The sequence below is a fragment of the Pseudomonas sp. zfem004 genome (assembly GCF_032621715.1).
GTDB classification, from domain to species: domain Bacteria; phylum Pseudomonadota; class Gammaproteobacteria; order Pseudomonadales; family Pseudomonadaceae; genus Aquipseudomonas; species Aquipseudomonas sichuanensis.
This window is the reverse complement of record NZ_JAVYJF010000002.1, coordinates 245,808-267,547: the sequence shown is the minus strand read 5'-3', so window position 1 is coordinate 267,547 and position 21,740 is coordinate 245,808. Positions and strand designations below refer to the sequence as shown.

At 64.3% G+C, this 21,740-nt stretch carries 19 protein-coding genes, 1 other RNA gene and 1 pseudogene; 12 read left to right on the top strand and 9 right to left on the bottom strand.

The genetic code is table 11. The features are described from left to right. Nucleotides 1-70 precede the first annotated feature (70 nt). Together RTH46_RS03435 and RTH46_RS03430 are read right to left on the bottom strand one after the other, a co-directional pair. Nucleotides 71-934: an ABC transporter ATP-binding protein gene (locus tag RTH46_RS03435; protein WP_153785580.1), complete on the bottom strand. Its 864-nt coding sequence runs from the start codon at nt 932-934 to the stop codon at nt 71-73. After that, nucleotides 931-2,511 (bottom strand): ABC transporter permease, encoded by a 1,581-nt coding sequence (locus RTH46_RS03430; protein WP_316905048.1) that lies wholly within the window; start codon nt 2,509-2,511, stop codon nt 931-933. Before RTH46_RS03430 ends, RTH46_RS03435 begins: the two co-directional genes overlap by 4 nt. A gap of 298 nt (nt 2,512-2,809) precedes the next feature. On the opposite strand from RTH46_RS03430, the gene RTH46_RS03425 reads away from it, so the two are divergent. Further along, complete coding sequence (locus RTH46_RS03425) at nt 2,810-3,850, top strand: ABC transporter substrate-binding protein (RefSeq protein WP_153785582.1); 1,041 nt, start codon at nt 2,810-2,812, stop codon at nt 3,848-3,850. Between the two features lie 37 nt (nt 3,851-3,887). Then, nucleotides 3,888-4,793 carry a TauD/TfdA dioxygenase family protein gene (locus RTH46_RS03420; protein WP_153785583.1) on the top strand — a complete coding sequence of 302 codons (906 nt, stop codon included), beginning with the start codon at nt 3,888-3,890 and terminating at the stop codon, nt 4,791-4,793. A 178-nt stretch (nt 4,794-4,971) separates the two neighbouring features. On the opposite strand, the gene elbB is transcribed toward RTH46_RS03420, so the two are convergent. After that, nucleotides 4,972-5,640 (bottom strand): isoprenoid biosynthesis glyoxalase ElbB, encoded by a 669-nt coding sequence (elbB, locus tag RTH46_RS03415; RefSeq protein WP_153785584.1) that lies wholly within the window; start codon nt 5,638-5,640, stop codon nt 4,972-4,974. A 113-nt stretch (nt 5,641-5,753) separates the two neighbouring features. Here elbB and RTH46_RS03410 point away from each other — a divergent pair. After that, a pseudogene (locus RTH46_RS03410) lies at nt 5,754-6,380 on the top strand (sterol desaturase family protein); the annotation flags it as partial. Nucleotides 6,381-6,881: 501 nt separating this feature from the next. Here the strand turns inward: RTH46_RS03410 and RTH46_RS03405 are convergent. Then, entirely contained in the window at nt 6,882-7,526 is a 645-nt protein-coding gene (locus RTH46_RS03405) for a DedA family protein (RefSeq protein ID WP_178125765.1), read from the bottom strand. Between the two features lie 208 nt (nt 7,527-7,734). Here RTH46_RS03405 and hemB point away from each other — a divergent pair, with 208 nt between their 5' ends. Both hemB and ppk1 read left to right on the top strand, forming a co-directional pair. Then, nucleotides 7,735-8,745, top strand: a complete 1,011-nt coding sequence (gene hemB, locus RTH46_RS03400) for a porphobilinogen synthase (RefSeq protein ID WP_110995709.1) — start codon at nt 7,735-7,737, stop codon at nt 8,743-8,745. A 20-nt stretch (nt 8,746-8,765) separates the two neighbouring features. Then, nucleotides 8,766-11,009: a polyphosphate kinase 1 gene (gene ppk1, locus RTH46_RS03395; RefSeq protein WP_153785586.1), complete on the top strand. Its 2,244-nt coding sequence runs from the start codon at nt 8,766-8,768 to the stop codon at nt 11,007-11,009. Nucleotides 11,010-11,196: 187 nt separating this feature from the next. Here ppk1 and ppx read toward each other — a convergent pair whose 3' ends face one another. Further along, on the bottom strand, nt 11,197-12,699 hold the full coding sequence (gene ppx / locus RTH46_RS03390) for an exopolyphosphatase (RefSeq protein WP_153785587.1): 1,503 nt from the start codon (nt 12,697-12,699) through the stop codon (nt 11,197-11,199). A gap of 247 nt (nt 12,700-12,946) precedes the next feature. Here ppx and trxA point away from each other — a divergent pair, with 247 nt between their 5' ends. The 5 genes from trxA (at nt 12,947) to RTH46_RS03365 (ending at nt 18,472) form a co-directional block, all read left to right on the top strand. Next, nucleotides 12,947-13,273, top strand: a complete 327-nt coding sequence (gene trxA / locus RTH46_RS03385; RefSeq protein WP_153785588.1) for a thioredoxin TrxA — start codon at nt 12,947-12,949, stop codon at nt 13,271-13,273. 308 nt (nt 13,274-13,581) lie between these two features. Next, a complete protein-coding gene (rho, locus tag RTH46_RS03380; protein WP_011536308.1) occupies nt 13,582-14,841 on the top strand; it encodes a transcription termination factor Rho in 1,260 nt (419 codons plus the stop codon). Between the two features lie 201 nt (nt 14,842-15,042). Next, the gene (gene ubiD, locus RTH46_RS03375) at nt 15,043-16,509 is read left to right on the top strand and encodes a 4-hydroxy-3-polyprenylbenzoate decarboxylase (protein ID WP_110995705.1); all 1,467 of its coding nucleotides are present in this window, start codon (nt 15,043-15,045) and stop codon (nt 16,507-16,509) included. Beyond that, nucleotides 16,509-17,477 carry a CDP-6-deoxy-delta-3,4-glucoseen reductase gene (locus RTH46_RS03370; RefSeq protein WP_316905047.1) on the top strand — a complete coding sequence of 323 codons (969 nt, stop codon included), beginning with the start codon at nt 16,509-16,511 and terminating at the stop codon, nt 17,475-17,477. The genes ubiD and RTH46_RS03370 overlap by 1 nt, the downstream gene beginning before the upstream one ends. Nucleotides 17,478-17,821: 344 nt before the next feature. Continuing rightward, nucleotides 17,822-18,472, top strand: a complete 651-nt coding sequence (locus RTH46_RS03365) for a gamma-glutamylcyclotransferase (RefSeq protein ID WP_316905046.1) — start codon at nt 17,822-17,824, stop codon at nt 18,470-18,472. 71 nt (nt 18,473-18,543) lie between these two features. On the opposite strand, the gene RTH46_RS03360 is transcribed toward RTH46_RS03365, so the two are convergent. Continuing rightward, complete coding sequence (locus RTH46_RS03360) at nt 18,544-19,521, bottom strand: NADPH:quinone oxidoreductase family protein (RefSeq protein ID WP_316905045.1); 978 nt, start codon at nt 19,519-19,521, stop codon at nt 18,544-18,546. Nucleotides 19,522-19,679: 158 nt separating this feature from the next. Between RTH46_RS03360 and RTH46_RS03355 the strand changes: the two genes are divergently transcribed. Then, the gene (locus RTH46_RS03355; RefSeq protein WP_125462169.1) at nt 19,680-20,084 is read left to right on the top strand and encodes a flagellar basal body-associated protein FliL; all 405 of its coding nucleotides are present in this window, start codon (nt 19,680-19,682) and stop codon (nt 20,082-20,084) included. Here RTH46_RS03355 and RTH46_RS03350 read toward each other — a convergent pair whose 3' ends face one another. Then, nucleotides 20,085-20,537 (bottom strand): EVE domain-containing protein, encoded by a 453-nt coding sequence (locus RTH46_RS03350; protein WP_316905044.1) that lies wholly within the window; start codon nt 20,535-20,537, stop codon nt 20,085-20,087. A gap of 177 nt (nt 20,538-20,714) precedes the next feature. Here RTH46_RS03350 and RTH46_RS03345 point away from each other — a divergent pair, with 177 nt between their 5' ends. Then, nucleotides 20,715-20,867, top strand: coding sequence for a hypothetical protein (locus RTH46_RS03345; protein WP_178125766.1), 153 nt, complete (start codon nt 20,715-20,717; stop codon nt 20,865-20,867). Nucleotides 20,868-20,889: 22 nt separating this feature from the next. On the opposite strand, the gene RTH46_RS03340 is transcribed toward RTH46_RS03345, so the two are convergent. Together RTH46_RS03340 and ssrS are read right to left on the bottom strand one after the other, a co-directional pair. Further along, nucleotides 20,890-21,498, bottom strand: a complete 609-nt coding sequence (locus RTH46_RS03340; protein WP_316905043.1) for a 5-formyltetrahydrofolate cyclo-ligase — start codon at nt 21,496-21,498, stop codon at nt 20,890-20,892. Between the two features lie 60 nt (nt 21,499-21,558). Next, nucleotides 21,559-21,738, bottom strand: a non-coding RNA gene (gene ssrS / locus RTH46_RS03335) — 6S RNA. Nucleotides 21,739-21,740 lie beyond the last annotated feature (2 nt).

Below are 21,740 nucleotides of genomic sequence, written 5' to 3'. Positions count from 1 at the left end.
CGCGGGGCAAGCCGGCTTCCATGGGCCTGTCGTGGGAGCGGGCTTGCCCCGCGATAGGGCCGGCACAGGCTTAAAGCGCAATCAACTCCGGCCGCAACCCTTCCACCCTTTGCACCACCGGCCGCAGATACCCGCCATCCCCGGTTATCTGGTGCAGCACCTTCTCGCGCAAGCCATGCAGCGCCACCCCGGTGCGTTGGCGCGGATGCGGCAGCCCAATCTCCACCACCGCCTTGATCCGCCCCGGCCGCGGTTCCAGCACCACCACCCGGTCGGCCAGGTAGGTCGCCTCTTCGGCATCGTGGGTCACCAGCAGAATGGTCACCCCCGAACGCTCACGTATCGCCAGCAACTCGTCCTGCAACTGCTGGCGGGTCAGTGCATCCAGGGCGCCGAACGGTTCGTCGAGCAGCAGGATGCGCGGGCTGGCCACCAGCCCCCGGGCGATCGCCACGCGCTGGGCCATGCCACCGGAGAGCTGGTGCGGGTAGGCCGATTCGAAACCGACCAGCCCCACCAGTTGCACGAACTCATGCACCCGACGGGCGCGCTCGCCCTGGGTGAGCTTGTCGTTGACCAACCCAAGGGCGATGTTCTGCTCCACCGTCAGCCAGGGGAACAGCCGGTGCTCCTGGAACACGATGCCGCGCTCGCCGCCGATACCACTGACGGGCTTGCCATCGACGCGGATCTGGCCGCTGTAGTCGTTGTCCAGGCCCACCAGCAGGCGCAGCAGGGTGGACTTGCCGCAGCCCGACGAGCCGACGATGGCGATGAATTCGCCTTGCTCGATCGACAGGTCGAAGTCGCGAATGGCTTCGAACGGCTGGCCGTCCACGCTGAAGGTCTTGCCGACTTTTTCGAAGCTGACCAGCGGCGGTGTGGCATCAGCTTGGTTGGCCGCGTGCAGGGCCGGGGTGATGAAGGCGTTCATGCGGATCTCCAGCGCGTGGCGCGCGATTCGAGGCGTTGGCCAAGGTGGCCGAGCAGGGCGCCGACCAGGCCGATCAGGACCATGGCGGCCATCACCTGGTCCATGCGGAACAATTGCTGGGCACCGATCATCAGGCTGGCGATGCCGCCGTCCGAGGGCATGAAGTATTCGGCGCCGATGGTGCCCAGCCAGGCGTAGATCAGCGACAGCCGCAGGCCGGCGAAGATCGCCGGCGCAGCGCCCGGCAGCACCAGCAGGCGCAGGCGTTGTACCAAGCCCAGGCGCAGCGCCTGGGCCGCCTCGCCCAGCTGCGGCGACAGGCTGGCGATGCCGCGCTGGGTGGCGATCAGCAGCGGGAAGAACGCCGCGAGGGCGACGAACACCAGCTTGGCGCCTTCCCCCAGGCCGAACCAGGCGGTAAGCAACGGGACCCAGGCAAACAGCGCCACCTGGCGCAGCGCCGACATGCTCGGGCCGAGCAGGCGTTCGCTGTATTGCGACAAGCCCAGCAGCAGCCCCAGGGCAAAGCCCGCGCCGCCACCGAGCAGCAACCCAGCCAGGGTGCGTTGCAGGCTAAGCAGCAAGGCTTCGCTCAGCGAGCCATCCTGCAGCCCGGCGTACAGGCTGCGCAGCACATCCAGCGGTGAGGCGAGGATGTTGGCGTCTACCCAGCCGAAACTGTTGGCAGCCTGCCACAGGGCCAACAACGCCGCTGGCAGCAGCAGGCTCTGCCAGCCCTTGGTAATGCCGCCACGCAGCTGCTCGCCGGTGGCCGGTTGCGGCCAGTACAGCAGGCTGCGCTCCAGGCGCGAGAAGCCCCGATCCATCAGCGCGCCGACCAGGCCGATCAGCAGGATGCAGAGGAACACCAGGTCGAGCATGAACAGCTGGCGGCCCCAGACCATCAGGTAGCCGATGCCTTCACTGGAGGCCAGCAGCTCGACCGCCAGCAGCGAGGTCCAGCCGGTGGCCAGGGCCAGGCGTACGCCGGCGAGAAAGGCGGGCAGGGCAGCCGGCAGCAGCAGGCGCAGGAACAACAGGTGCGCTGGCAGGCGCAAGGTGGCGGCGGCTTCGCGCAGCTTGGGTTGTGCGTCGCGCACGCCGACCAGGGTGTGCAGGGTGACCGGTACCACCACCGCCTTGACCAGCACCACCAGCTTGAGCACTTCGCCAATGCCGAAGAACAGCATGAACAGCGGGATCCAGGCCAGCGTGGGGATTTGCGCCAGGGCCACGAAGGTCGGCAGCACCAGTGTCTGCGCCCGCCGCGAAGCACCCAGCCAGGTGCCCAGCAGCAGGCCACTGGCGATGCCCGCCAGCAAACCCCACAGCAGGCGTTGCAAGCTTATCCACAGATGGCTCCACAACTCCCCGGAGCCAAACTCCAAGGCGCTCTGCCAGACCAGCGACGGCGCCGGCAGGATCTGCTCGCTCATCCAGTGCTCGTGGCTGGCCACCCCCCACAACGCCGCCAACAGCAACGGCACGACCCAAGGCAGGGCGGCATGGCTGTGCGTGGCGAAAGGGCCGTTCAGTGGCCCCAGAAGCCATCCGGGCTTGCTCAAAACTCCGCTCATCAGGCCATCTCCCAAACCGTTCCTTGTTTATTCATTTATGGAATTAAAAATTCACACAAATAACATTCAAGAGATAAGAGCATGCGCCCCCTGCATCGGGAAGCCCTGATCCGTTGCGTTTTCCTCATATTTTCCATGCGCTGTCTGCAAGCCGCCCCAAGACCCGCATGGCCGCTGATTTATGCCTTCTGGTTACTGAAGAATGACGTATTGATCTTTGTAGGTTCTAACCCAACCCGCCTAGCTTCTGGCCAAAGCGCCGGCCATCGCCGGTGGCAGCTTGCCAAGGAGCCTTGCCATGAAAACCCCCTTTCGCCATCTGCTCACTCCGCTGCTCGCCGGCTTGCTGAGCGCCTTGCCGCTGGCGGCGCTGGCCGCGCAGCCCGACGTGATCCGGATTGCCGTGCCCGACCTCAGCGCCGGCAGCAAGCCCAGCGCCGGTGGCGTGGTCGATGTGTTGCGCGACCAGCAGTTGCTGGAAAAAGAGTTTGCCAAGGACGGCATCCGTATCGACTGGCGCTTCTTCAAGGGCGCCGGCCCCGTGGTCAACGAGGCGTTGGCCAACGGCCAGGCCGACTTCGCCTACCTGGGTGACCTGGCCGCGATCATCGGCAAGGCCAATGGCCTGGACACCCGCGTGCTGTCGGCCGGGGTGCGCGGGGTGAAGAGCTACCTCGGCGTGGTGCCGGGCTCGGGCATCCACAGCCTGGCGGACCTCAAGGGCAAGCGCGTGGCGGTGTTCCGCGGTACCGCCAACCAGCTGTCGTTCGCCAGCGCCCTGGCCAGCCAGGGGCTGACCGAGCGTGAGCTGAAAGTCATCAACCTGGACTTCAACGCCGCCAACGCTGCGCTGGCGGCCAAGCAGATCGACGCCACCTGGGGCCTGTCCAACCTGTTGTCGCTGCGCGAACGCGGCCTGGTCGAGCTGCCGGTCAACTCCCGCGACCTCAAGGGCGCCGGCAGCACCCAGGCGGTGCTGCTGGGTACCGGCGACTTCATCCGCCAGCACCCCGAACTGGTGCAGCGCCTGGTCAATGCCCAGCTGCAGGCGGTGAAGTGGCTGCGCGACGAGCACAACCGCGACGCCTACATCGACCTCGTGGCCAACACCGCCAACTGGCCGAAGAGCATCCTGCGCGATGACCTGGCCGAGGAAAACTTGGCCGCCTATTTCGACCCGCGCCTGGACGCCGGCTTCGTCGGCCTGCTGCAACAGGGCGTGGACCTGGCCGCCAAGGAGCGCCTGATCCGCCGGGATTTCCAGGTAAGCGACTGGGTAGAACCGCGCTTCCTCGATGCCGCCCTGCAACAGGACCAGGCCGTGCAGGCCGCCCGCTGAATTTCAAACCCCGACAAAAACCCTGAGGACCACGACCATGAGCAACGCCGCACTGGCTAACGCGCCACACACCCTTGAGCTGGATATCCACCCCGTCGCCGGGCGCATCGGCGCCGAGATCCGTGGCGTCAAACTGTCCGCCGACCTCGACCCGGCCACCATCGACGCGATTCAGGCGGCGCTGGTGCAGCACAAGGTGATCTTCTTCCGCGGCCAGGACCACCTCGATGACATCGGCCAGGAGGCCTTCGCCCAGCTGCTGGGCGAGCCGATCGCCCACCCCACGGTGCCGGTGGTGGACGGCACCAGTTACTTGCTCCAGCTCGATGGCGCCGAGGGCCAGCGGGCCAATTCCTGGCACACCGACGTGACCTTCGTCGACGCCTACCCCAAGGCCTCGATCCTGCGCAGCGTAGTTGCCCCGGCCTCTGGTGGCGACACGGTGTGGGCCAACACCGCCGCCGCTTACCAAGAGCTGCCAGAACCCCTGCGGGCGCTGGCCGACCAGTTGTGGGCGGTGCACAGCAACGAGTACGACTACGCCAGCGTGAAGCCGGACGTGGACCCAGCCAAGCTCGAGCGCTACCGCAAGGTGTTCACCTCGACGGTGTACGAAACCGAGCACCCGGTGGTGCGGGTGCACCCGATCAGCGGCGAGCGGGCGCTGCAGCTGGGGCATTTCGTCAAACGCATCAAGGGCTATTCACTGGCCGATTCGCAGCACCTGTTCGCGGTGCTGCAGGGGCATGTGACGCGCCTGGAGAACACCGTGCGCTGGCGCTGGCAGGCGGGGGATGTGGCGATCTGGGATAACCGCGCGACCCAGCACTACGCGGTGGACGACTATGGCACCCAGCCGCGCGTGGTGCGCCGGGTCACCCTGGCGGGTGAGGTGCCGGTGGGGGTGGATGGGCAACTGAGCCGGACTACTCGCAAAGGCTGAGGCCATGAAAAGGGCCGCTTTGCGGCCCTTCGCGGGTAAACCCGCTCCCACACAGATTGCACTGAGCCTGTGGGAGCGGGTTTACCCGCGAAGGGCTGCAAAGCAGCCCCAATAAGTGCGATGAAGTGCTAACTGACAGGCATTAGCCACTTGCGGCTCTTCCCGTTCACTACGGGGTTTACTTGTCACCCTCGTGGGTCAGCTCCAGCACCCGATCCACCAGCTTGTAGATGCCGCCGGCGGCTTCGCTGATCGACTTGGCCAGCATGTAGGCCGGGGTGGTCACCAACTTGCGTTGGGTGTCTTCGACGATGTCATGCACATCGCACTCCTGGTGGGTGCCGCCCATCTTCACCACGGCTGCGCTGGTGCCGGCGTCGTTACCGATGGTGCAGACCACGCCCGGGCCATAGATCTTGGCGGCCAGGGCTGGCGAGATGCACATCAGGCCGACCGGCTTGCAGGCATCGGCGAAGGCTTCGGCCAGGGCCAGCACGTCGGGGTTCACGCTGCAATTGGTGCCTTCGACGGCGAAGTTGGAGAGGTTCTTCGCGGCGCCGAAACCGCCGGGTACGATCAGTGCATCGAAGTCTTCGACCTTGGCCTCGCGAATGTCCTTCACCTCGCCCCGGGCAATGCGTGCCGACTCGACCAGCACGTTGCGCGACTCGGGCATCTGTTCGCCGGTCAGGTGATCGATCACATGCATCTGCGCGATGTTCGGTGCGAAGCACTGCACCTGGGCGCCGCGCTGGTCGAGGCGCAGCAAGGTGATCACGCTCTCGTGGATTTCGGCGCCGTCATACACGCCACAGCCGGAAAGGATCACCGCAACTTTCTTCGTCATGCTCATTACTCCAGTGTCGAGGCGCTAAATGTCCTCTAGTTTGGCAGATGTGGCCATAGGGGTTAGGGCAGGCGCGGCCTAATCTCTTGCGACACCCTTGGAGACTGCCGCCGATGGACCTGATTCTGCTGGCTGTGCCGATGTTCTTTGTGCTGATCGCCGTGGAGCTGGTCGCCGACCGCGTGCGCGGCCAGCGCAACTACCAACTGGCCGATTCGATCAACAGCTTGAGCACCGGCGTGCTGTCGACCAGTACCGGCCTTTTGACCAAGGGCGTCGGGCTGCTCAGCTATGCCCTGGCCTGGGAACACCTGGCGCTGCTGCGCCCGCCGGCCGAGGCCTGGTGGGTGTGGGTGGGCGCCTTCGTGCTCTATGACTTCTGCTATTACTGGCTGCACCGCCTGGGCCACGAGCGCAACGTGCTGTGGGCGGCGCATTCGGTGCATCACCAGAGCGAGGAATACAACCTCACCACGGCGCTGCGCCAGACCAGCAGCGGCTTCATCTTCTCGTGGATCTTCTACCTGCCGCTGGCGCTGCTCGGCGTGCCGCCGGTGGTGTTCATCACCGTGGCGTCGCTGAACCTGCTGTATCAGTTCTGGGTGCACACCCGCCATGTGCCCAAGCTGGGCTGGCTCGAATGGGTGCTGATCACGCCGTCCAACCATCGTGTCCACCATGCGCAGAATCCTCGCTACTTGGATTGCAACTACGGCGGTGTGTTCATCTTCTGGGACCGGCTGTTCGGCACCTTCCAGGAGGAGGACGACGATGAGCCGGTGATCTTCGGCGTGACCACGCCGCTGGCCAGCTGGAACCCGCTGTGGGCCAACCTGCAGTTCTATGCGCAGCTCTGGGCGGATGCCCGGCGTACCGGCCGCCTGTGGGACAAGCTGCGCATCTGGTTCATGCCCACCGGTTGGCGCCCGGCAGATGTGGCGGCGGCTGACCCGCACCCCAAGCAGGACCTGGCGCGCTTTCGCAAGTTCGCCATCGCGCTGCACGGCATGCAGCAGCTGTACGTGGTTGTGCAGTTCGCGGTCTACGTGGCGCTGGGCAGTTACTTGATGGACGTGGCCGAGCGGGTGCCGTTCGCCGCGCTGTTGCTGGGCTGGGCGGTGATGGCGTTCGGTTTGTTCGCGTTGGGCGCGGCGCTGGAAGATCGGCCCTGGGCAGGGCGCATGGAGTTGCTGCGGCTGCTGCTGAATGCGCCGGCACTGTATCTGGCCGGCGCTTCGGGGTTAGTGCTGGTCACGCCCCTGGCCTGGGGACTGCTCCTGGCTTACAGCTTGCTCAGCTTGGGCTTCCTGGCCTTGTGCCGCCGCGCGGCGCTCGGCGCGCTGGGTACGGAAGCGCCGGCGCAGCCAGAGCAGCAGGCCCAGGCCCAGCAGGGTGCCGAGCACCCATAGCTCGTACTTCTTGATGCTGCCCAGCATGCCTTCGAGGATGGCGCCGAAGTGGTAGGCGGCAAGCCCCAGGGCCAGGGCCCAGACGGCGGCGCCAATGCCATTGAGCAGCAGGTAGCGGCGTGGCGGGTAGCCGGACAGGCCGATGGCCACCGGCATCACCGTGCGCAGGCCGTAGACGAAGCGAAAACTCAGGACCCACAGGTCGGGGTGGCGGCGGATGTGTTCCAGCGCCCGGTCACCCATGGCCTGCCAGCGCGGCTTGCGGGCGAGGATCTTGCGCCCGTGGCGGCGGCCCATGAAGTACCACAGTTGATCGCCTGCATAGCTGCCGCAGAACGCCACCAGCACCACCAGCTTGATGTCCATGTATTCGCGGAACGCCAGAAAACCTGCGAGCACGAGAATGGTCTCGCCTTCGAAGAACGTGCCGAGAAACAGGGCGAAATAGCCGAAATCGTTCAGGAATTGTTGAAGCATTTTCTGACGTGCTGGCGAAATGAACGCGCAGCCTACCCCTTCGTGCCCGTTCGGGAAAGTGTCCAAATGTGTCTCGACGTGAACATTTCCTACAAGGACAATGCCTGCGGCCACAAGTCGCAGGGTTGCCCTAGGGTGTAACACAGGCGTCATAATGGCCGCTTATAACTGTCGCGCTCGCCCGCCTGCGCGGGCTCAGGAGTCTGCCGTGAGCTTTACCCCCGCCAACCGTCTGTTTCCTGCCACCCGCCTGCGTCGCAACCGCCGGGACGACTTTTCCCGTCGCCTGGTTCGCGAAAACACCCTGACCGTCGATGACCTGATCCTGCCGGTATTCGTACTGGACGGCGAGAACCGCCGTGAAGAAGTCCCCTCGATGCCGGGCGTCGAACGTCTGTCGATCGACCTGCTGCTCGAAGCCGCACAGGGCTGGGTTGAGCTGGGCATTCCGGCGCTGGCGCTGTTCCCGGTAACCCCGACCGAGAAGAAATCCCTCGATGGCGCCGAAGCCTGGAACCCGGACGGTATCGCCCAGCGTGCCACCCGCGCCCTGCGCGCGCGCTTCCCGGAGCTGGGGGTGATCACCGACGTGGCGCTGGACCCGTTCACCACCCACGGCCAGGACGGCATCCTCGATGAAGAGGGTTACGTTCAGAACGACATCACCGTCGATGCCCTGGTGCGCCAGGCCCTGTCCCACGCCGACGCCGGCGCCCAGGTCGTCGCCCCGTCCGACATGATGGACGGCCGTCTCGGAGCGATCCGCGAGGCCCTGGAACTGGCCGGTCACGTCAACGTGCGCATCATGGCCTACTCGGCCAAGTACGCCAGCGCCTATTACGGCCCGTTCCGCGACGCGGTCGGTTCGGCGCTGAACCTGGGCAAGGCCAACAAAGCGTCCTACCAGATGGACCCGGCCAACAGCAACGAAGCCCTGCACGAAGTGGCCCTGGACCTGGCCGAAGGCGCCGACATGGTCATGGTCAAGCCGGGCATGCCGTACCTGGACATCGTCCAGCGGGTAAAAGCCGAGTTCAAGGTGCCGACCTTCGCCTACCAGGTCAGTGGCGAGTACGCCATGCACATGGCCGCGATCCAGAACGGCTGGCTGAGTGAAGCCGTGATCCTCGAATCCCTTACCGCATTCAAACGGGCAGGTGCCGATGGCATCCTGACTTATTTCGCCGTGCGCGCCGCTCAAATGTTGAGAGGGCAATAACGCCCTCACAGGAACCTCAGATGAATAACGAAGTGCTCACACCTGTCGCGATCAAGGATGCCCAGGCCGTGCCCGAAGAGATGGTGCAGACCCCGCCAGACCTGCCGCCGGCAGCAGAGGCCGAGCCTGCGCCCGTGGTCGAAAGCGTGGCCCCCGCGCCGGCGCCGGCCCCGGCAATCGCCGTGCCGAGCCTGGACGACAGCAGCCTGTACATTCATCGCGAGCTTTCCCAGCTGCAGTTCAACATCCGCGTGCTGGAGCAGGCGCTGGATGAGTCGTACCCGCTGCTTGAGCGGCTGAAGTTCCTGCTGATCTTCTCCAGCAACCTGGACGAGTTCTTCGAGATCCGCGTGGCGGGCCTGAAGAAGCAGATCAACTTCGCCCGTGAGCAGGCCGGGGCCGACGGCCTGCAGCCGCACCAGGCGCTGGCGCGGATCAGCGAGCTGGTGCATTTCGAGGTGGAGCGCCAGTACGCGATCCTCAACGACGTGCTGCTGCCGGAACTGGAAAAACACCAGATCCGCTTCATCCGCCGCCGTTACTGGACGACCAAGCTCAAGGCCTGGGTGCGCCGCTACTTCCGCGACGAGATCGCCCCGATCATCACCCCGATCGGCCTCGACCCGACCCACCCGTTCCCGCTGTTGGTGAACAAGAGCCTGAACTTCATCGTCGAGCTCGAAGGCGTCGATGCCTTCGGTCGCGACTCGGGCCTGGCGATCATCCCGGCGCCACGCCTGCTGCCGCGCGTGATCCGTGTGCCGGAAGAGGTCGGTGGCCCTGGCGACAACTATGTGTTCCTGTCGTCGATGATCCACGCTCACGCCGATGATCTGTTCCAGGGCATGAAGGTCAAGGGCTGCTACCAGTTCCGGCTGACCCGTAACGCCGACCTGGCGCTGGACTCCGAAGAGGTCGACGACCTGGCGCGCGCCCTGCGCGGCGAGCTGTTCTCGCGCCGCTATGGCGACGCGGTACGCCTCGAGGTGGCCGACACCTGCCCGAAACACCTGTCCGACTACCTGCTCAAGCAGTTCAGCCTGAGCGAGAGCGAGCTGTACCAGGTCAACGGCCCGGTCAACCTGACCCGCCTGTTCAGCATCACCGGCCTCGACAGCCACCCCGAGCTGCAGTACACGCCGTTCACCCCGGCGATCCCCAAGCTGCTGCAGAACGCCGACAACATCTTCAGCGTGATCGGCAAGCAGGACATCCTGCTGATGCACCCGTTCGAGTCTTTCACCCCGGTGATCGACCTGCTGCGCCAGGCCGCCAAGGACCCGCACGTGCTGGCCGTGCGCCAAACCCTGTACCGTTCGGGCGCCAACTCGGAGATCGTCGACGCGCTGGTGGACGCGGCGCGTAACGGCAAGGAGGTCACTGCGGTGATCGAATTGCGTGCACGCTTCGACGAAGAGTCCAACCTGCAGATGGCCAGCCGCCTGCAGGCCGCCGGCGCGGTGGTGATCTACGGGGTGGTGGGCTTCAAGACCCACGCCAAGATGATGCTGATCCTGCGCCGCGAGCAGGGTGAGATCGTGCGTTATGCGCACCTGGGTACCGGCAACTACCACGCCGGCAACGCCCGCCTGTACACCGACTACAGCCTGCTGACCTCCGACGACGCCCTCACCGAGGACGTCGGCAAACTGTTCAGCCAGCTGATCGGCATGGGCAAGACCCTGCGCATGAAGAAACTCTTGCACGCGCCGTTCACCCTGAAGAAGGGCATGCTCGACATGATCGCCCGGGAGACCCAGTTCGCCCTGGACGGAAAGCCTGCGCACATCATTGCCAAGTTCAACTCGTTGACCGACGCCAAGATCATCAAGGCACTGTACAAGGCCAGCCAGTCGGGCGTGCGCATCGACCTGGTGGTGCGTGGCATGTGCTGCCTGCGCCCGGGCATCCCGGGGGTATCGCACAACATCAACGTGCGCTCGATCATCGGCCGCTTCCTCGAGCACACGCGGGTGTTCTACTTCCTCAATGGCGGTGAGGAGCAGATCTACCTGTCCAGTGCCGACTGGATGGAGCGCAACCTCGACAAGCGTGTGGAGACCTGCTTCCCGGTGGAAGGCAAGAAGTTGCTGCTGCGGGTGAAGAAGGAACTGGAAGGCTACCTGACCGACAACACCCAGGCCTGGACCCTGCAGCCGGACGGGCGCTACGTGCGCAGCTCGCCGACCGGCAACCAGAACCCGCGCAGTGCCCAGGCGGCGCTGCTGGAGCGCTTGAGCAACCCGGTGCTGAACGTTCGCTAGGTGTGATGGCGAGCCGCTTTCCCTGTGGGAGCGGCTTTAGCCGCGAAGCAGGCGACGCGGTGGATGGCAGGTCAGGTCAATGCGTGGGAGCGGCGGTGCGCCGATGCGACTTGTCCCGCGATAGCGATGCTGAGGTTGGCATTGCTATCGCGGGGCAAGCCCGCTCCCATGATGGTCGTGCTCAGGCTTACCTGACGCTCAGCACGAACCCAACCCGAGCCAGCCACTCCGCCTCGTTGGCGAAGTCGGCCTGGGTCAGCTGGTTCTGCTCCAGCCAGCCGTCAGGGAACACAACCTCCAGGCTGTCATCAGCCGCTTGCAGTACCACCTGTGGCATCTGCTGGGTGCCGCGGATGTGGTGGAACAGGATGGCGAAGCGCAGCAGCACGCACAGGCGAATCAGCTTGACGCCTTCGTCGCCGAATTCGGCGAACTTGTCCTTGGGGATGTTGCGGCGGTGGCCACGCACCAGCAGGGCCATCATCTGCTGGTCCTCGCGGGAGAAGCCCGACAGGTCGGAGTGCTCGAGCAGGTAGGCGCCGTGCTTGTGGTAGTGATAGTGGGCGATGTCCAGCCCCACTTCGTGCACTTTCGCAGCCCAACCCAGCAGATCGCGCCAATTACCCTCTTCAAGGTCCCATGCCGCGGCTACCTGGTCGAAGGCGTGCAAGGCCTTGCGCTCGACGCGCGCGGCCTGGCCCTGGTCGACGTGGTAGCGCTCCATCAGCGAGTTCAGGGTGCGTTCGCGCACGTCTTCATGGTGGTGGCGGCCCAGCAGGTCGAACAGCACGCCTTCACGCAGGGCGCCGTCGCAGTGGTCCATGCGTGCCAGCTCCAGGGCGTCGAAGATGGCCTCGAGGATTGCCAGGCCCGCCGGGAAGATCGCCCGGCGGTCGGGCTTGACCCCTTCGAAGTCGATCTTGTCGGTTTCGCCCAGCTTGAACAGCTTGCGCTTGACCCAGGCCAGGCCCTCGGCGTTGACCTCGCCGTTGCCCAGGCCGCCGGCCTTGATCGCCGCGCCAATGGCCCGGATGGTACCGGACGAGCCGATGGCCTCGTCCCAGGTCAGGCGGTGCAGGGCGTTCTCGATGCTCATCAGCTCCAGGCGTGCGGCGGTGTAGGCCTGGGCATAGCGCGCCGGGGTGACCTTGCCATCGCGGAAGTAGCGCTGGGTGAAGCTTACGCAGCCCATCTGCAGGCTTTCGCGCAGCAGTGGCTCGAAGCGCTGGCCGATGATGAACTCGGTGCTGCCGCCGCCGATGTCGGCGACCAGGCGCTTGCCGGGGGTGTCGGCGAGGGTGTGGGAAACCCCCAGGTAGATCAGGCGCGCTTCTTCACGGCCAGAGATGACCTCGACCGGGTGGCCGAGAATGGCTTCGGCGCGCAGGATGAATTCATTGCGGTTACGCGCTTCGCGCAGGGCGTTGGTGCCGACGATGCGCACCGCGCCGGCCGGCATACCGTTGATCAGTTGGGCGAAGCGCTTGAGGCACTCCAGGCCCCGTTGCATGGCTTCTTCGCTGAGCTTGCGCTCCTCGTCGATGCCGGCAGCGAGCTGAACCTTTTCTCCGAGCCGCTCAAGAATGCGGATTTCCGTGTGATGGGCCTTGGCCACGACCATATGGAAGCTGTTGGAGCCCAGGTCGATGGCGGCGATCAGAGACAGGTTCTTCGCGGTGGTATGCGGCATGGTCTGGGGGTTCTCGGTCGTTAACCTGGCAATCGTGCCACGATCGTGGCCATCCGCCAACGCGCAGCACTGCAAGGCTTTGATGCATGGCAATGTGATAGCGATGTTATGACGGTGATATGACAGTTTCGATTCGTGGGGTCTTGCACAACTATAGATACAGTCAATCGTCCGTGGCTTCCTGTAGCCAGCCGGTGCCGCTATCATGGGCCACGTTTTTTTATTGCTTACGACCTTGGAGATTTCCATGAGCGACAAAATCAAACACGTCACCGACGCCAGCTTCGAAGCCGACGTACTCAAGGCCGAAGGTGCGGTGCTGGTCGACTACTGGGCTGAATGGTGCGGCCCATGCAAGATGATCGCTCCGGTACTGGACGCCATCGCCGAAGACTACGCAGGCAAGCTGGTCGTCGCCAAGCTGAACATCGACGAAAACCAGGAAACCCCGGCCAAGCACGGCGTGCGTGGCATCCCGACCCTGATGCTGTTCAAGAACGGCAACGTCGAGGCCACCAAGGTCGGCGCCCTGTCCAAATCGCAGCTGACCGCGTTCATCGACGCCCACCTGTGATGTAAAAAAGCCCCGCAAATGCGGGGCTTTTTTTATCTGCCGCCGTTGATCGGCGTGGGAGCGGGCTTGCCCCGCGATGGCGCCAGCCCAGATAAAAACCTGTCGATACGTGTGGTCAAAACCACTAGACGTCGAAAAAAGCAAGTGTTACATTCGGCCTCGCACTGCTTCTTTCAGTGCCCTCTGCACGCCGTCGCCGAAGCATCCCAATTCGAATCAGTACGCGATCCTGTCGCCATCTAGCGGCGCGGCCTCATTAAGCCAAAGCTTAACTCTCTCCCTTCTTACATGATTACGTCACTCCCCTTATGAACCTGACTGAACTCAAGCAAAAGCCGATTACCGATCTTTTGGAAATGGCCGAACAGATGGGCATCGAAAACATGGCCCGTTCGCGCAAACAGGACGTGATTTTCGCCCTGTTGAAGAAGCACGCGAAAAGCGGCGAAGAGATCTCGGGTGACGGCGTGCTGGAGATTCTCCAGGATGGTTTCGGTTTCCTGCGTTCCGCTGATGCCTCTTACCTGGCCGGCCCCGACGATATCTACGTTTCGCCCAGCCAGATCCGTCGCTTCAACCTGCGCACCGGCGACACCATCGTCGGCAAGATCCGCCCGCCGAAGGAAGGGGAGCGTTACTTCGCCCTGTTGAAGGTCGACACGATCAACTTCGATCGTCCGGAAAACGCGAAGAACAAGATCCTGTTCGAAAACCTGACGCCGCTGTTCCCGAACAAGCGTCTGAAGATGGAAGCCGGTAACGGCTCCACCGAAGACCTCACTGGTCGCGTCATCGACCTGTGCGCTCCAATCGGCAAAGGCCAGCGTGGCCTGATCGTCGCGCCGCCAAAAGCCGGTAAGACGATCATGCTGCAGAACATCGCGGCCAACATCACCCGCAACAACCCCGAGTGCCACCTGATCGTCCTGCTGATCGACGAGCGCCCGGAAGAAGTGACCGAGATGCAGCGCACCGTGCGCGGCGAAGTGGTCGCCTCCACCTTCGACGAGCCACCAACCCGCCACGTGCAGGTTGCCGAAATGGTCATCGAGAAGGCCAAGCGCCTGGTCGAGCACAAGAAAGATGTGGTCATCCTGCTCGACTCCATTACTCGTCTGGCCCGTGCCTACAACACCGTGATTCCGAGCTCCGGCAAGGTGCTGACCGGTGGTGTCGATGCCCACGCCCTGGAGAAGCCGAAGCGCTTCTTCGGTGCCGCGCGTAACATCGAAGAAGGCGGCTCGCTCACCATCATCGCCACCGCGCTGGTCGAGACCGGCTCGAAGATGGACGAAGTGATCTACGAAGAGTTCAAGGGTACCGGCAACATGGAGCTGCCACTGGACCGCCGCATCGCCGAGAAGCGTGTGTTCCCGGCCATCAACATCAACAAGTCCGGCACCCGCCGCGAAGAGTTGCTGACCGCCGACGACGAACTGCAGCGCATGTGGATCCTGCGCAAGCTGCTGCACCCGATGGATGAAATCGCCGCCATCGAGTTCCTGGTCGACAAGCTCAAGCAGACCAAGACCAACGATGAGTTCTTCTTGTCGATGAAGCGTAAGTAAGCTTCGGGTCTGGCTGTTATTGGGGCTGCTGTGCAGCCCATCGCTGGCAAGCCAGCTCCCACAAGGACCACATCGGACCCTGTGGGAGCTGGCTTGCCAGCGATGGGTCGCGTAGCGGCCCCAAGTCATTTTTGGCCTTTACCCCGCCAACGGCGCTACACTCTGCACCCCCGACCGATACGGCCAACACGAGGCTCATGCATGCAGTATCGCGATTTGCGCGACTTCATCCGTGGCCTGGAACAGCGCGGTGAACTCAAGCGCATCCAGGTTCCCATCTCCCCCGTCCTGGAAATGACCGAAGTCTGCGACCGCACCCTGCGCGCCAAGGGCCCGGCGTTGCTGTTCGAAAAGCCCACCGGCTTCGACATCCCGGTACTGGGCAACCTGTTCGGCACCCCCGAGCGCGTGGCCATGGGCATGGGCGCCGAGTCGGTCAGCGAGCTGCGCGAGATCGGCAAGCTGCTGGCGTTCCTCAAGGAACCCGAGCCGCCGAAAGGCTTGAAGGACGCCTGGTCGAAACTGCCGATCTTCAAGAAGGTCGTGTCGATGGCGCCTAAGGTGGTCAAGGACGCGGTGTGCCAGGAGGTGGTGGTCGAGGGCGATGACGTCGACCTCGGGCAACTGCCGATCCAGCACTGCTGGCCGGGCGACGTGGCGCCGCTGATCACCTGGGGCCTGACCGTCACCCGCGGCCCGAACAAGGACCGGCAGAACCTCGGCATCTATCGCCAGCAGGTGATCGGCCGCAACAAGGTCATCATGCGTTGGCTGAGCCACCGCGGCGGTGCCCTGGACTACCGCGAGTGGTGCGAGAAACACCCCGGCCAACCCTTCCCGGTGGCCGTGGCCCTGGGGGCGGACCCGGCGACTATCCTCGGTGCCGTGACCCCGGTCCCGGACACCCTGTCCGAATACGCCTTCGCCGGCCTGCTGCGTGGCAACCGCACCGAGCTGGTGAAATGCCGAGGCAGCGACCTGCAGGTGCCGGCCACCGCCGAGATCATCCTCGAAGGTGTGATCCACCCGGGCGAAATGGCCCCGGAAGGGCCGTACGGTGACCACACCGGTTACTACAACGAGGTGGACAGCTTCCCGGTGTTCACCGTCGAGCGCATCACCCATCGGCAAAAACCGATCTACCACAGCACCTACACCGGCCGACCACCGGATGAGCCGGCGATCCTTGGCGTGGCACTGAACGAGGTGTTCGTGCCGATCCTGCAGAAGCAGTTTCCCGAGATCGTCGACTTCTACCTGCCGCCGGAAGGCTGCTCGTACCGGATGGCGGTGGTGACCATGAAAAAGCAGTACCCAGGCCACGCCAAGCGCGTGATGCTGGGAGTGTGGTCGTTCCTGCGACAGTTCATGTACACCAAGTTCGTTATCGTCACCGACGACGATATCAACGCCCGCGACTGGAACGATGTGATCTGGGCCATCACCACGCGCATGGACCCCAAGCGTGATACGGTGATGATCGACAACACTCCCATCGATTACCTCGACTTCGCGTCGCCGGTGTCGGGGCTGGGGTCGAAGATGGGCCTGGATGCCACGCACAAATGGCCGGGCGAGACTACACGCGAATGGGGCCGGGTCATCGTCAAGGACGAGGCCGTCACCCGCCGTATCGATGAGCTGTGGGATCAGTTGGGAATAGATTGATGCAGGTAACCTTGCAGCCGTCCGGCGCGGTGCTGGCGGTGGAACCGGGCGAAAGGATTCTGGATGCGGCGCGGCGCCTGGGCTACGACTGCCCGAACAGCTGCCGTAACGGCAACTGCCATGTCTGCGCCGCGCTGTTGGTGGAAGGGCGTATCCGCCAGGAAGGCGTCATCCGCGATCACGGTGAGCTGTTCACCTGCATCGCCGAGCCGCTGGAGGACTGTGTCTTGCTGTGGGACGGTGTGCTGGCCCTGGGCGAGCTGCCGGTGCGCAAACTGGCCTGCACCGTCAGCGAGTGCGTCGACGTCGGTGGCGATGTCTGGCGTGTGCGCCTGCGCGCACCCGCTGGCAAGCCGCCGCGTTACCACGCCGGGCAATACCTGATGATCGAGCGTGAAGGCGCGGACAAGGCCGCTTTCTCGCTGGCCTCTGCACCCCATGGCGGGCGTGAGCTGGAGCTGCATGTGCTGGCGCGCGAAAGCAGCGCCGTGCAGTTGATCGAGCAGTTGCGACGCAATGGCTTGGCGCGCATCGAACTGCCCTTTGGTGATGCGCATCTGGCCGAGCTTCCCGATGGCCCGCTGGTGCTGATTGCCGCCGGTACCGGCATGGGCCAGATGCACAGCCTGGTCGAGCACTGCCGCGCCCAGGGCTTCAAGCACCCGGTGCACCTGTACTGGGGCGTGCGCCGGCCCGAGGACTTCTACCGGATCGAGCACTGGGCCGAGTGGGAGCGCCTGCCCAACCTGTTCCTGCACAAGGTGGTCAGTGACCTGTGCGGTTGGGAAGGGCGTTGCGGCCTGCTGCACGAAGCGGTCTGCGAAGACATCGACGACCTTAACCAGGTCCACGTCTACGCCAGTGGCTCGCCGAACATGGTCTACGCCACCCTCGATGCCCTGGTAGAAGCCGGCATGGACCCGCATCGCATGCGCGCTGACGTCTTCGCCTACGCGCCGCGCGGTTGAAACAACACGGCACGCCGCAAGGGCGTGCCGTTATTAATAACCAATTTTTTTCCGTTGATTATATGGCGTGGATTATTGCCGAGACGGTTAATAACTTTCGCTATACTCGAAACATTACTTCCCGTTCGGCGGAAGATTGAATGAAATCTTCCATCCAGGCTTGAGGCCGACGTGCGATCTACTTTAGGTTAGGCGCAGTGGCATTCGCGGGTAAACCCGCTCCCACAGGGCCGCCGTTGCTTTTGTGGGAGCGGGTTTACCCGCGAATACGTTGGCTCAGGCTCTGCAGTAATCGCGATAGAACGCGCACTTCAGTAGTTCACAGGAAATAATGGCGGCAGCTCATGTCGACACTTGAAAGTTTGTCCTGGCAAGTCTCATATCCCCCGTCACTCGATTTCGGGCAACAACTGACCCGCGAACAATTGCAGCACTCGATGCAGCAAACAATGGCCCAGCACACGGGTGGCCCGGTGTGGTTGTTCGCCTATGGCTCGTTGATCTGGCGCCCTGAGTGCAATTCGGTCGAGCGCCAGCGGGCGCGGGTGCATGGTTATCACCGTGGCCTTTACCTCTGGTCCCACGAACATCGCGGCACCCCGGAATGCCCTGGGCTGGTGTTCGGCCTTGATCGTGGCGGTTCGTGCAGCGGTTTCGCCTACCGCCTGGACGAGAGCAACCTGGACGATTCGCTGATGGCGCTGTGGCAGCGCGAGATGCCGTATCCGGCCTATCGTCCGCACTGGCTCAGTTGCCGCTTAGGCGACGGCAGCAAGGTGCAGGCCCTGGGTTTTGTGCTGGAAAGGCATCTGCCGTGCTACGCGGGCAACCTGCCAGACACCCTGTTGAGCCAGATCCTGGCCAGCGCTGCGGGGCGCTATGGCACCACGCGCGAATATGTGGAGCAGACGCTCAATGCCCTGCGCAGCCACCAGATGCCGGATCGCAACCTGGAGGCGCGGTTCAGGCGCTGCCATAACCTGCGCGAGGTCTGATCGCGGGGCAAGCCCGTTCCCACGCTATATGCCGCGACGCTCGTGGGAGCGGGCTTGACCCGCGATAAGGTCTACCGGGCGGTCACCACCAGCTTGCCCACCGCCTGGCGCTGCGCCAGGCGCTCGATCGCCGCCCCCCCTTCAGCCAATGCAAAGGTCTGCGACACCAACGGCTTCAGCTTGCCCTCGGCATGCCAGGCAAACAGCTGGCGGAAGTTGGCTGCGTTGTCCTCCGGCTGGCGTTGGGCGAACGCGCCCCAGAACACCCCGATCACTGCCGCGCCCTTGAGCAGCGCCAGGTTCACCGGCAGCTGCGGGATCGTGCCGCTGGCAAAGCCCACCACCAGCAGCCGCCCGTTCCACGCCAAGCCGCGCACGGCCTGGTCGAACAACGCGCCACCGACTGGGTCGTAGACCACATCCACCCCCTGGCCGCCGGTCAGGCGCTTGATCTCGTCCTTCAGGCTGGCCTGGCTGTAGTCGATCAGCTCATCGGCACCGGCTGCCTTGGCCACCGCCAGCTTGTCGGCGCTGCTGGCGGCAGCGATCACCCGAGCACCCAGGGCCTTGCCGATTTCCACCGCCGCCAGGCCCACGCCCCCCGAGGCGCCCAGTACCAGCAGGGTCTCGCCGGCCTTGAGCTGGCCACGCTGGGTCAGCGCGTGCATCGAGGTGCCGTAGGTCATGCCGAAGGCAGCCGCGGTGGTGAAGTCCATGCCCGCGGGGATCGGCAACACGTTGTAGAACGGCACCGCCACCTGCTCGGCGAAGGCGCCCCAGCCGGTCAGGGCCATGACCCGGTCACCGACCTTGAATGCACCGGCCTTCTCGCCGACCGCTGCGACCACGCCGGCCGCTTCACCACCGGGCGAGAACGGCAGGGGCGGCTGGAACTGGTACTTGCCTTCGATGATCAGGGTGTCGGGAAAGTTGACCCCGGCAGCATGTACCTCCAGCAGGATCTCGTTCTTCTTCGGCGAGGGGCTGGCGACCTCTTCCAGAACCAGGTCCCGCGCCGGGCCCAGGGCTTTGCACAACAAGGCTTTCATCAGGGCTATTCCTTTGCGTGTGGTGGCCGATAAGTGTAGGAGGGCCGTTTGGCCGGTCAACGAGCATGGCCCGCCCTGATGTGCCGGCATAAGCCCGGGCTTGGGTTTGCCCGGCGCGCTGGGTAAGCTGGCGCCAACTGTATTGAGGAGCGTAATTGGTGAAAGCGTGGATCTTGATGGTGCTGGCCCTGATGCTGCCAGCCGCGGCGATGGCCGAGGAGGCCAAGGAAGGGGCGCCCAAGGTGAGCTATATCAGCCTCAGCCCGCCCTTCGTCGGCAACTATGCCCTCGACGGCAGCCCCAAGCTGCGGGTGTTCAAGGCCGACGTTGCCCTGCGCGTGACCGGCGATGCCGCCGCCGCCGCGGTCAAGCACCACGAGCCGCTGATCCGCAACCAACTGGTGGCGCTGTTCACCCAGCAAGGTGTGGACAACATGAGCAACGTCGAAGCCAAGGAAAAACTGCGCCAGGACGCGCTCAAGCAGGTACAGCAGGTGATGGAAGCCGAAGAGGGCAAGCCGATCGTCGAGGACCTGCTGTTCAACAACCTTATCGTGCAGTAATCAACGGCCCAGGGCGATGATCGCCGCCCACTGAGCTGCGGTTACCGGCATCACCGACAGGCGGCTGCCCTTCTGTACCAGCGGCAGCTCCTCGAGGGCGGCCTGCTGTTTGAGCAGGCCCAGGCCGAGTACCTGGCGGAAGGTCTGCACATGCTCCACGTCCACGGCGCTCCAGGGGTTCTTGTCGGCGCTGGCCTTGGGGTCGTGATAGTGGCTTGCAGGGTCCAGCGCGGTCGGGTCCGGGTAGGCGGCGGCGCTGATTCGGGCAATGCCGGCCACGCCTGGTTGCGGGCAGCTGGAGTGATAGAAGAAAAACTCGTCACCGACGCTCATGGCCCGCAGAAAGTTGCGCGCCTGGTAGTTGCGTACCCCGTCCCAGCGGGCGCTGCCGAGCCTTGCCAGGCTTTCGATGGAGAGCTCGTCGGGCTCGGATTTCATCAGCCAGTAGGCCATGGATACTGCTCCTGAAAGGGTTTGAAATAACTCGTTGCATCAAACCGACAGCCGGTTGGCGTCAACGTTTGCGTGTGGGCTCACGTTGGCGGAAAATGCGCCGATTTTAAAGACAGACGCTCCGGCCGCCACCCATAAAGGCGCCGAGCATGGACAGTTTGCCTAGGGGGGCATTCGATGAAACAACGTAAACCGGACCTGCTCTGGATCCTCGCCTTCATTTTCGGCCTGGGCGTGGTGACTACCGGTTATGCGCAGGGCCTGTGGGAGCGCAAGCTGGACGCCGCCAGCCAGCAGATGCCGATCGACCCGGCGCAACAGCAGCGCTGATCCACATTATTCTCGCGCCTGATCACCTCGGCGCCAGGTACCTGTCACGGTCCGAGACCGTCCCTCGCAGCGGTACATCCCAGCTGGCCTGATCAAGGCGTTCGACTTTCTGGCATTCGTGCGCCAGCCCCAGCAACAGCGGTTTTTTCCAGCCCTTGCGCCGCCCCATGTAAGCCAGGCTGCGGTCGTAGAAGCCACCGCCCATACCCAGACGCCCCCCCACCTCATCGAAACCAACCAGCGGCAGCAGGATCAGGTCCAGCGCCCAGACGGGTCGTTGGCGCTTGCGCTCGATGATCGGTTCCGAGATCCGGAAGCGATTAAGCCTTAGTTTTTCGCCCTGCTCGAAACGCTGGAACACCATGCGCGTGCGTGGCCAGGCGTGCAGCACCGGCAGGTAGACGCGCTTGCCGCGCTTGTGTGCCTCGCGCAGCAACAGGCGCGGGTCGATCTCGCCGTCATTGGGCAGGTACAGGGCAATGTGGCGGGCGCGGCGGAACAACGGATCCTGCGCCAGCTGGCGGTACAGGCCAAGGGCGGCCTGGCTTTGCTGGGCGGGTGTAAGGGCGCGGCGCGCATTGCGCAGCAGGCGGCGAAGCTGGGGGCGGGTGAGCGGCGCGGTGTCGGTCATGGCACGGGCGTTCCCAGAGAAAACGAAATGCCCGCCGTGTGAGGCGGGCAGTTCTGAAGCAGGCTCCCCGACAAGACCGCTATCGGTGTAGCCCTTGAACCCGAAAGTTCAAGGTGGAGATTGCAGGGGGCGTTAAGGCTTTCCGTCGGGCGGACATGCACACCGGCCCCAGCGTGCAACCCCCGTGGTTGTGCGTATCGGCTCAGGGACATAACCGACTGGCGCATCCCCCAGGGAGTGGC

Coding starts and splice junctions, on each gene's coding strand:
- elbB (WP_153785584.1), bottom strand. CDS start 5,640: ATGACGAAGAAAGTTGCGGTGATCCTTTCCGGCTGTGGCGTGTATGAC.
- RTH46_RS03360 (WP_316905045.1), bottom strand. CDS start 19,521: ATGAAAGCCTTGTTGTGCAAAGCCCTGGGCCCGGCGCGGGACCTGGTT.
- RTH46_RS03435 (WP_153785580.1), bottom strand. CDS start 934: ATGAACGCCTTCATCACCCCGGCCCTGCACGCGGCCAACCAAGCTGAT.
- ppx (WP_153785587.1), bottom strand. CDS start 12,699: ATGCCGCATACCACCGCGAAGAACCTGTCTCTGATCGCCGCCATCGAC.
- RTH46_RS03420 (WP_153785583.1), top strand. CDS start 3,888: ATGAGCAACGCCGCACTGGCTAACGCGCCACACACCCTTGAGCTGGAT.
- RTH46_RS03430 (WP_316905048.1), bottom strand. CDS start 2,511: ATGAGCGGAGTTTTGAGCAAGCCCGGATGGCTTCTGGGGCCACTGAAC.
- RTH46_RS03370 (WP_316905047.1), top strand. CDS start 16,509: ATGCAGGTAACCTTGCAGCCGTCCGGCGCGGTGCTGGCGGTGGAACCG.
- RTH46_RS03345 (WP_178125766.1), top strand. CDS start 20,715: ATGAAACAACGTAAACCGGACCTGCTCTGGATCCTCGCCTTCATTTTC.
- RTH46_RS03340 (WP_316905043.1), bottom strand. CDS start 21,498: ATGACCGACACCGCGCCGCTCACCCGCCCCCAGCTTCGCCGCCTGCTG.
- rho (WP_011536308.1), top strand. CDS start 13,582: ATGAACCTGACTGAACTCAAGCAAAAGCCGATTACCGATCTTTTGGAA.
- trxA (WP_153785588.1), top strand. CDS start 12,947: ATGAGCGACAAAATCAAACACGTCACCGACGCCAGCTTCGAAGCCGAC.
- RTH46_RS03425 (WP_153785582.1), top strand. CDS start 2,810: ATGAAAACCCCCTTTCGCCATCTGCTCACTCCGCTGCTCGCCGGCTTG.
- ubiD (WP_110995705.1), top strand. CDS start 15,043: ATGCAGTATCGCGATTTGCGCGACTTCATCCGTGGCCTGGAACAGCGC.
- RTH46_RS03365 (WP_316905046.1), top strand. CDS start 17,822: ATGTCGACACTTGAAAGTTTGTCCTGGCAAGTCTCATATCCCCCGTCA.
- ppk1 (WP_153785586.1), top strand. CDS start 8,766: ATGAATAACGAAGTGCTCACACCTGTCGCGATCAAGGATGCCCAGGCC.
- RTH46_RS03350 (WP_316905044.1), bottom strand. CDS start 20,537: ATGGCCTACTGGCTGATGAAATCCGAGCCCGACGAGCTCTCCATCGAA.
- RTH46_RS03405 (WP_178125765.1), bottom strand. CDS start 7,526: ATGCTTCAACAATTCCTGAACGATTTCGGCTATTTCGCCCTGTTTCTC.